6 protein-coding genes and 1 pseudogene are annotated in these 6,895 nt (G+C 69.8%); 2 read left to right on the plus strand and 5 right to left on the minus strand.

Going from position 1 to position 6,895, the window contains the following annotated elements; genetic code table 11:
• Positions 1–784 (plus strand): annotated as a pseudogene (locus VI238_RS05115) (hypothetical protein); the annotation flags it as partial.
• 260 nt (positions 785–1,044) lie between these two features.
• Here the strand turns inward: VI238_RS05115 and VI238_RS05120 are convergent.
• From VI238_RS05120 to VI238_RS05140, 5 genes are all read right to left on the minus strand, one after another.
• Positions 1,045–2,787, minus strand: coding sequence for a DUF885 domain-containing protein (locus VI238_RS05120; RefSeq protein WP_331649135.1), 1,743 nt, complete (start codon positions 2,785–2,787; stop codon positions 1,045–1,047).
• 509 nt (positions 2,788–3,296) lie between these two features.
• The gene (locus VI238_RS05125; protein WP_331649137.1) at positions 3,297–3,995 is read right to left on the minus strand and encodes a YafY family protein; all 699 of its coding nucleotides are present in this window, start codon (positions 3,993–3,995) and stop codon (positions 3,297–3,299) included.
• Positions 3,996–4,104: 109 nt separating this feature from the next.
• The gene (locus tag VI238_RS05130) at positions 4,105–4,509 is read right to left on the minus strand and encodes a GFA family protein (RefSeq protein WP_331649139.1); all 405 of its coding nucleotides are present in this window, start codon (positions 4,507–4,509) and stop codon (positions 4,105–4,107) included.
• Between the two features lie 88 nt (positions 4,510–4,597).
• Entirely contained in the window at positions 4,598–5,290 is a 693-nt protein-coding gene (locus tag VI238_RS05135; protein WP_331649141.1) for an NIPSNAP family protein, read from the minus strand.
• Positions 5,291–5,403: 113 nt separating this feature from the next.
• Entirely contained in the window at positions 5,404–6,117 is a 714-nt protein-coding gene (locus tag VI238_RS05140) for a hypothetical protein (protein ID WP_331649143.1), read from the minus strand.
• A 170-nt stretch (positions 6,118–6,287) separates the two neighbouring features.
• Between VI238_RS05140 and VI238_RS05145 the strand changes: the two genes are divergently transcribed.
• Positions 6,288–6,895 (plus strand): class 1 fructose-bisphosphatase (locus tag VI238_RS05145; RefSeq protein WP_331649145.1); only part of this gene is annotated, 608 nt, incomplete at its 3' end.

Below are 6,895 nucleotides of genomic sequence, written 5' to 3' on the forward strand. Positions count from 1 at the left end.
CGCCGACCTTGCGGCGAGCCTTCGCCACCAGGCGATCGACGCGACGACCGGGCACGCGCAAGGCATCGCGCCGAGCGACGGGCAGCTCGATGCGATCGTCGCGTTCGAACTCGGCCTCAGCACCGCGCAGGTACGCGACCGCCGCGCGGGCTGGCTCTACGACGCGGACGCGCTCGGCGGGCCGCGCGCGCTCGCCAACCAGCGGTTCCACGTCGGCATCAACGATACGCTCGGCGCCGACCCGACCGGCGCCGCGTTCGATCCTGCGTCGATGACGCTCTACGACGCTTGGAGCGACGACCACGACGCGGGTCGGCGCGCGGTCGCGCGCGGCGAGCGGCTGTTCGAGAGCAAGCCGATCGCGATCCGCGATGTCGGCGGCCTCAACGACGCGCTCGGGGTCACGGTCATCCACGGCACCTGCACCACCTGCCACAACGCGCCGAACGTCGGCAACCACACGGTCTCGCTGCCGCTCGACCTCGGCCTCACCGACGCATCGCGCCGCACGCCCGACATGCCGCTGTACACGCTGCGCAACGACGCGACCGGCGAGATCCGCCGCACCACCGATCCCGGCAAGGCGCTGCTCAGTGGTCGCTGGGCCGACATCGGCAAGTTCAAGGGACCGGTCCTGCGCGGTCTCGCCGCGCGCGCGCCGTATTTCCACAACGGCGCGGCCGCGACGCTCGAGGACGTCGTCGAGTTCTACGACACGCGCTTCTCGATCGGTCTCACGCCGCGCGAGAAGAGCGATCTCGTCGCGTTCATGCGTGCGTTGTGACGTGGGGGGAAGCAAAAGCGTAAAGACTGAACCACGAAGGCACGAAGGGCACGAAGGAAGCAAGATATTCAACGATTGAAACACGGAGCACACGGAGCACACGGAGGAAAAGCCTTCAAGTCAAAACAAGCTCTTCTCGCTCCCGAATTCTCAATGTGCTCCGTGTGCTCCGTGTCTCAAGTCTTGAAGCATTTCCTTGACCCTGCTTTCCGTCGTGTCCTTCGTGTCCTTCGTGTTTCAAGCTTCCGCTCTTCGGCCCGTCACGACTTCGCCGCAGCCTTGCGCGAGGCGATCCACGCATCGATGCGCTGGTCGAGCAGCGGCAGCGGCACCGAGCCCTCGGAGAGGATCGCGTCGTGGAATGCGCGCAGGTCGAACTTCGCACCGAGCGCCTTCTCCGCGCGCGCGCGCAGTTCCACGATGCGGATCTCGCCGAGCTTGTAGCTGAGCGCCTGGCCCGGCCAGGAGATGTAGCGGTCGACTTCGGTCTCGACCTCGTGCCGGCTCAGCGCGGTGTGCGAAGCGAGGTAGTCGATCGCCTGCGCGCGCGTCCAGCCCTTGTGGTGGATGCCGGTATCGATGACGAGGCGCGCGGCGCGCCACATTTCGTAGGTCTCGCGCCCGAATTCCTCGTACGGCGTGCGGTAGATGCCCATCTCCTTGCCGAGCTTCTCGCAGTAGAGCGCCCAGCCTTCGCCGTAGGCGGAGATGTAGTTCCTGCTGCGGAATTCCGGTTGCTGCTTCTGTTCCTCGGCGAGCGCGCCCTGCAGCGAATGGCCGGGCGACGACTCGTGCAGGGTCAGCGCGGGCAGGTTGTAGAGCGGCCGCGACGGCAGGTCGTAGGTATTGACCCAATACGTCTGCGCGCTGCCGCGGCCGGCGGTCCAGAACGGCGCGATCGAGGCCGGAACCGGCTCGATGCCGAAGCGCCCGCGCGGCAACGTGCCGATGTAACGACCGATCTTCGCGTCGACCTGCTTGGCGATCCACGCCGCGCGCATGAGCAGTTCATCGGGCGTCTTCGCGTAGAACTGCGGATCCTTGCGCAGGAACTCGAGGAACGCGCCGAAGTCGCCCTTGAAGCCGCTCGCCTTCATCGTCGCCTGCATGTCCGCATCGATGCGCTCGACTTCCCCGAGACCGATCGCGTGGATCGCCTCGGGGTCGAGGTCGAGCGTCGTGTATTCGCGGATCTGCTGCCGGTAATACGCCTTGCCGTCGGGCAGCGCTTCCGCCGCGAGCGTCGTGCGCGCGTGCGGCATGTACTCGTCGCGGAAGAACGCGAGCAGCTTCGCATAGGCGGGGATCACGTGCTCGCGGATCGCGCGTGCGGCATCCTTGCGCAGCGCGGCCTGCTCCGCGACGGGGATCGTCGACGGCAGCGACTTCAGCGGCGCGTAGAATTCGCTGTCTTCGGGCGTCGTCGCCTCGGCGTAGCTCGCGATCGACACGTCGCGCCCGTCGAGCACCGCGCGCGGCACGCTGAAGCCGCGCGCGAGGCCCGCGCGCATGTTCGCGACCTGCTCGTCGAAGTAGCGCGGCACGTCGTCGAGCTTGGCGATGTAGTTGCGCACCGCCTGCGCGTCGCCGAGCGGCCGGCGCGTCATGAAACCGAGGTCCGACCAGAACTGCGAGTCGCTGTTGAACGGCATCTCGTAGCCGCGGAAGCGCACGTCCGCGGCGAGGTTCTCGACCTGCGGCCGGTAGACGGCGAGGTTGACCTGGTTCTCCGCCGACAGTTGCGCGGGCGGGATCGCGGCGAGCTGCCCGAGCACGTCGTCCCAGTAGGCGAGCCGCTTCGCCTGCGTCGCGGCGTCGACCGCGGGCAGGTGGTTGTCCTTCGGGTCGGCCTGCTTGTCCTCGTCGTCGAGGCCGCCGAACTGCTGCTGGCGCCAGCTCCATTCCTTCGTGTAGAGCGCCTTGAAGCGATCGTCCGCGTCGCTCGCATGGGCGAGCGTGGTCAGGCCGGTGCAGAGCAGCAGGGCGAGGCAGCAGCGGTTCATCGGGCTCTCCGTCACGAAAGCGGCCATGATCGCACCGATCGGGTGCATCGACAGTGCCACAGGATGGGCGAGGGGAAGGCGCGCGCGTCAACCGGCGAACCGGTTCCGCATCGTGGCCGGGACGAGCCGGGGGACGACGCGATGCAGGGATGTGGACGGCCGAAGACGGTCGTCGCGGGCTGGCCAGGGGGCGACCGTCTGCTGCGCCGCGCGAGGCGATGGCGGCGGGACGAGGCGACGGCCGTAGCGCGGGCCGTCGTCGTGCGCATTCCGTCCGCCGATCTCGCGACGATGCCGGCCTCGACGTGGATCCTCGTCGTCGTCGGCGTCGATGACCGGGCCGGCGAGCAGGACGGGATCACTCTTTACGACGGCACCGTCCGCGTTCCGTGCGCGAACGAGAACGTGCTCGATGCGGCCGACCCGATCGCGAACCACGCGGCCGACGGCGTCGCACCCGCGGTCGGCGCGCCGCACCTGCCGCTGCGCGTGCTGCGCTGGACCCGGCGCTACAGGTCCAACCCGTCGCCGTCGCCGCCCATCGCGCGCACGTACGCGGCCATGCCGCGTTCGGGCGTCTCGACGAAGGTCTCGCCGGTGGGCTCGAAGGTCACGATGCGGTCGGGCCGGAACGTGCGGAAGCCGACGCGCAGGCGGCACCAGCTGCCGAGCGTCCATACGCCACCCCAGAACGCGAGGCAGAGCGGTTCGACCTCGCGCAACGAACTGCGCCCGGCCTCGTCGCGGTAGTCGACGCGCAGCACCTGCTGCGCGGCGATCGCGCCGTGCAGGCGGTCGATCAGGCCCGAGCGCGCCTCGTTCCAGTCCGCGGGAGCGAAGATCCGCGAGCGCATCGCGCGGTGCTTAAGGTCGGCCGGCAGCACCGCCTCGATCTTCAGCAGTGCGGCCTGCGCACCCTGGTGCAGGCGCGCTCCCGCGAACGCCTTGACGAAGCGCGTGCCGACGACGAGGGCTTCGAGTTCCTCGGCGCTGAACATCAGCGGCGGAATGTCCGCGCCCTTGCGCAGCACGTAGCCGACGCCGGCCTCGCCCTCGATCGGCACGCCCGACGACTGCAGGTCCGCGACGTCGCGGTAGACGGTGCGCAGCGAGACGCCGAGCGTTTCGGCGAGGCCGCGCGCGGCGAGCGCGGTGCGCCGTCCGCGCAAGGCATGGATGATGAGGAACAGTCGGTCGGCGCGGCGCATCCGACGATGATGTCGCCGACGCCGCCTCGCGGTAAAGCGGCGCGTCGCGCGCGCGGTGGCCGCGCGCAGCCTGCACGCGGAACCGCCGCGCGCGAGTCGCACGCCGCGTTCACAGGTGCCGCGTCTCGGCCGGCTCGTTCCACCAGTTGTTGGCGCGACCGTCGAAATAGCGCACCGGCACTTCGGCGAGCTCGGTCGGATCGACATCGTCGAGGCAGGCGAGCTTGACCGAGACGTAGTCGCCGCCGATCTCCTCGATGTGGCCGCGCCCGAACGGGCGCACGCCGCAGTGGCGGCAGAACAGGTGGTGATTGCTGTGCGTGCCGAACGTGTAGTCGGCGAGCGCTTCCTCGCCGGCGAGCAGGCGGAACGCGTCGGGCTTGATCGTGATGCCCCAGTTGCGCGTCTTGGTGCAGATCGAACAGTTGCACTTGCCGCTGCCCTCGGCGAGGTCGAGATCGGCCTCGAACCGGACCGCACCGCAATGGCAGCTGCCGTGATACGTCTTCTTCATGTCACGTCCTCGGGAAAGGGAAAGGTGGCGTGCGGATCATCGCATCGCATCGCATCGCACGCTGCCCGCGCGTGGCGACCCGCGCGGCTCAGCGCACCAGCGAGCGCGCCGTCGGCGCGAGGCGCAGCACCTGCAGCGGCTCGGGCGCGAACGCCGCGAGTCCGTCTCGATGCCGGAGCCAATGCGCGTCGTCGTCGAACGCGGCGAAGTACACGACGACGTGTTCGCTCTCGCGCACCGGCAGCGCGGGGAACGTGTTCGCCGCATGTTCGCTCACGAACGCCGCCAGCGGCGCGGCCTCGATCCGCGCGACCCACGCGGCGACGTCGCGCTCGAGACGCCCGGCCGGCTCCGCGTCGCGCGGCATCGCCCAGACCAGGGCGACGACGAGGCGCGCGCGCGCCGGCGTCGTGCCGATCGGGCCGCGCAGCGCGTCGTCGAGCGCGAACCCGCCGTCGGTACGCAGCGGCCGTAGCAGCAGCACGTCGTCCGAGTCGACCATCGTCGCGTTCGCGGCGTCGCGATGCGCCTTCCAGACCGGTCCGCCGTAGAACGCACCGAGGGCAGCCGCGCGCCGCTCCATGTCGGCGAAGCCGCGCAGCCAGACGAAACGGTCGGGATCGTCGAGGTCGCGGAACTGGCCGAACAGGCGCATGCCGCACGCTTCCTGCGGCTCGATGAATTCGCGCTCGAACAGCTCGACCAGGGCGTCGCGGCGGCCCGGGTGGAGGGTGTACTGGCGCAGTTCGACGACCGGCCATGCAGGGCTTGCACGCGTCACGACGGGGACTCCTCGGGGGTGGTGTTCACGCCAGCCGGCGAAGGGGATGCGCTGGCGCGATGCGACGAGCACGTGCTCGATTCGATGCCGCGCATCGGAGGCGGCGCACGCGATCATGCGTCGCTCCGCTCGAATTCCATGATCCAGTTGGTCTCCCAGCTCGCACCTTCGTCGGTCGAGAACGCCTGCTCCCAGCGCGCGCGATCGGCCGACACCACGGTCCAGACGAAACGCGCGAGGACCGGCGTGCCGGCGTGCGCGTCGCGCCCGTAGAACGTGCCGACGCCGCCGTCGAAGCGCCCGCGCACGGGCGGCTGCAGTTGCACGCTGCGGTTGTCGACCCAGAAGATGCTCCATTCGCGCGCCCGCGGGTCGAACAGGCGGATCGACATGCCGATGAAGCGGTCCGCACCGAACGCGTCGGTGATGAACTCGTCCTCGTTGCCGAGGCCGCCGAGGATCGGACGGCACGCCTGCACACCGTCGAACGCGTCCCAGTCGGCGCAGCCGACGAGTCGCTCGCGCAGGCGGCGGTTGCGCACGATCCAGCGGCCATGCAGGAAGTCGAAATCGTGCGAGGGATCGGACGAGGCTTGCAGCGTCATGGCGGGGCTCCGGCAGGGGACTGCGGCTGCGCGCAGGTCGGGCAGCGTATAGAGGGCGGCGATGCCGAGGGCACCGAGGATCGCATCGCGCGCGGGCATGGACGGCGCGGCGAGCGGCCGACGCGGCGGCGGCGCGTCCAGGCCGGCGCCGTGGGGGCGCCGGTCACGGTCGAGGTCGAGGGTCGGAATCTCGGCCCAGGCGGGCATGGTCGGGTTCAGCATGGCGCTCTCCATCGCGGCGGCCGGGTGTCGGCGTGGCGTTACGATGCCGGCCCGCCACTGCCAGCGTGGTGTCAGCAGCCTCGACGCGTCGGTTCGGGCCGGGCCTCTTTCTCGGCGCCTGCCGAGCCCGGACAATGCGCGTTCCGTCCCGTCCCCGGAGCCGCGCACCCATGAAGTCGATCTCGCTGACCCAGTTCCTCATCGAGCAACAACGCGAAGGCCGCATCAACGCCGACCTGCGCCTGCTCATCGAGGTGGTCGCGCGCGCGTGCAAGCGCATCTCGATCGCGGTCGGCAAGGGCGCGCTCGGCGGCGTGCTCGGCAGCGCCGGCACGGCCGATTCGGCCAGCACGAATGTCCACGGCGAGACGCAGAAGAAGCTCGACGTGCTGTCGAACGAGATCCTGCTCGAGGCGAACGCCTGGGGCGGCCACCTCGCCGCACTCGCATCGGAGGAAATGGACGATCCGCACCCGATTCCGGACCGGTACCCGAAGGGCGAGTACCTGCTCGTGTTCGACCCGCTCGACGGATCGTCGAACATCGACGTCAACATCTCGGTCGGCACGATCTTCTCCGTGCTGCGTTGCCCCGAGGGCGTGAAAGCGCCGGACGAGCGCGCGTTCCTGCAGCCGGGCACGCAGCAGGTCGCCGCCGGCTACGCGGTGTACGGCTCGAGCACGGTGCTCGTGCTGACCCTCGGCGACGGCGTCTACCAGTTCACGCTCGATCGCGAGCAGGGCAACTTCCCGCTCACGCACTCGAAGCTGCGCATCCC

The organism is Dokdonella sp. (genome assembly GCF_036518555.1).
GTDB lineage: Bacteria > Pseudomonadota > Gammaproteobacteria > Xanthomonadales > Rhodanobacteraceae > Dokdonella_A.

Coding starts and splice junctions, on each gene's coding strand:
- VI238_RS05120 (WP_331649135.1), bottom strand. CDS start 2,787: ATGAACCGCTGCTGCCTCGCCCTGCTGCTCTGCACCGGCCTGACCACG.
- VI238_RS05125 (WP_331649137.1), bottom strand. CDS start 3,995: ATGCGCCGCGCCGACCGACTGTTCCTCATCATCCATGCCTTGCGCGGA.
- VI238_RS05130 (WP_331649139.1), bottom strand. CDS start 4,509: ATGAAGAAGACGTATCACGGCAGCTGCCATTGCGGTGCGGTCCGGTTC.
- VI238_RS05140 (WP_331649143.1), bottom strand. CDS start 6,117: ATGCTGAACCCGACCATGCCCGCCTGGGCCGAGATTCCGACCCTCGAC.